This window comes from Neobacillus niacini (assembly GCF_036961885.1).
In the GTDB taxonomy this organism is placed as follows: domain Bacteria; phylum Bacillota; class Bacilli; order Bacillales; family Cytobacillaceae; genus Neobacillus; species Neobacillus niacini_H.
The window spans coordinates 194171-195802 of sequence record NZ_JBALNQ010000010.1 but is presented as its reverse complement, the minus strand read 5'-3'; the positions used below and the strand labels follow the sequence as shown (position 1 = coordinate 195802).

Genomic DNA, 1632 nt, shown 5'->3' with positions numbered 1-1632 from the left:
GCGGAAAGCGTAGCGCCTGGAGCTCAAATCAGCAGTCAAGTTTAAATAGCCTTGGAAATGAAAGCACTTACTGTATTGGTATTTATTTTACTGAATTGTTTTACACTTTGCAAATAGGTAAAAGTAATCTTTTTCTTTTCAATCATTAATCACTTTTGTAATAAAGGTTTTCATGGATGAATTCCTTACTCCTTGATTATAATTAGCAATATAAACCTATCCGGAAATAATTTTAAATATTTATAAATTTTTAAATCTTGAGAATGTTATTGAACCCCATTTATAATATTAGTAAGCGCATACATTTCTTTTATAAAGGGGGATGGATATGAATTTTGATTTAACATCGGAACAAGAAATGATAAAAAAGACAATCCGCGAGTTTTCCGACGAAGTCGTTGCACCTGGTTCGATTGAGAGGGACAGAAATAAACAATTTCCGTTAGATGTCTTTAAACAGTTATCGGAAATGGGAATAATGGGTCTGCCATTTCCTGAAGAATATGGAGGTGGAGGAGCGGATACTGTTAGTTTTGCGATTGTTACCGAAGAACTAAGCCGAGCATGTGCTTCAACTGGAATTACCTATTCAGCACATATTTCATTAGGTGGAGCACCATTATATTTATTTGGTACAGAAGAGCAGAAACAAAAATATTTAACACCTATTTGCACGGGAGCATCATTTGGTGCTTTTGGATTGACGGAACCTAATGCAGGTTCTGACGCTGGTGGAACTAGAACTACAGCCAAAACAAACAGTGGTGAATTTATCATTGACGGGAATAAATGTTTTATTACAAATGCAAGTTATGCAAAACAATTAGCTATTACGGCTATAACCGGCATGGATGCAGGCAGAAAGGAAATAAGTGCTATCATCGTACCAACTGATGTAAAAGGATTCTCAATCATTGATAATTACGAAAAGATGGGTCTTAATGCTTCAAATACAACTGAACTTGTCCTAGAAGATGTAAGAGTTCCAGAAGAGAACTTACTAGGTAAAAAAGGAGAAGGCTTTAAACAATTTTTGATTACACTTGATGGTGGGCGTATTGGAATTGGTGCCATGGCTGTAGGAATTGCTCAAGGGGCGTTTGAAAAATCTTTAAAGTACACAAAAGAGCGAAAACAGTTTGGAAAGTCAATTTCCTCCTTCCAAGCCGTTCAGTTTAAGCTGGCAGATATGGCGATGAAAATTGAGTTAGCGCGAAATATGGTTTATAAGGCTGCTTGGTTAAAGGATCAAGGCAGATCATTTAGTAAAGAAGCTTCGATGTGTAAACTTTATGCATCTGAAATATGTATGGAGGTAACCAATCAAGCGGTTCAATTACATGGCGGATATGGCTACATGAAAGAATATCATGTTGAGAGAATGATGCGTGACGCTAAGCTGCTAGAAATTGGCGAAGGGACCTCAGAGATTCAAAGAACCGTTATTGCTCGATTAATTGGTTGTTAAATGGAAGAATAGGGAAGATTAAAAAGGCTGACTTTCTAAAGGCTGTGTAAGGAAAACTGTTGATTTTAGAACCTGTTGATTGGAGCGAAAGGGGCTCGACTCCTCGAAAATGCTAACGCATTTTCTTCGTGCGTGGGCAGACTCAAGGAAGTAATTCCAATGTC

1 protein-coding gene is annotated in these 1632 nt (G+C 37.3%); it reads left to right on the top strand.

Annotation, left to right across the window (positions count from 1 at the left end; translation table 11 throughout):
• Positions 1-328 precede the first annotated feature (328 nt).
• Positions 329-1468, top strand: a complete 1140-nt coding sequence (locus tag V7124_RS06210; RefSeq protein ID WP_335487139.1) for an acyl-CoA dehydrogenase family protein — start codon at positions 329-331, stop codon at positions 1466-1468.
• Positions 1469-1632 lie beyond the last annotated feature (164 nt).

Coding starts and splice junctions, on each gene's coding strand:
- V7124_RS06210 (WP_335487139.1), top strand. CDS start 329: ATGAATTTTGATTTAACATCGGAACAAGAAATGATAAAAAAGACAATC.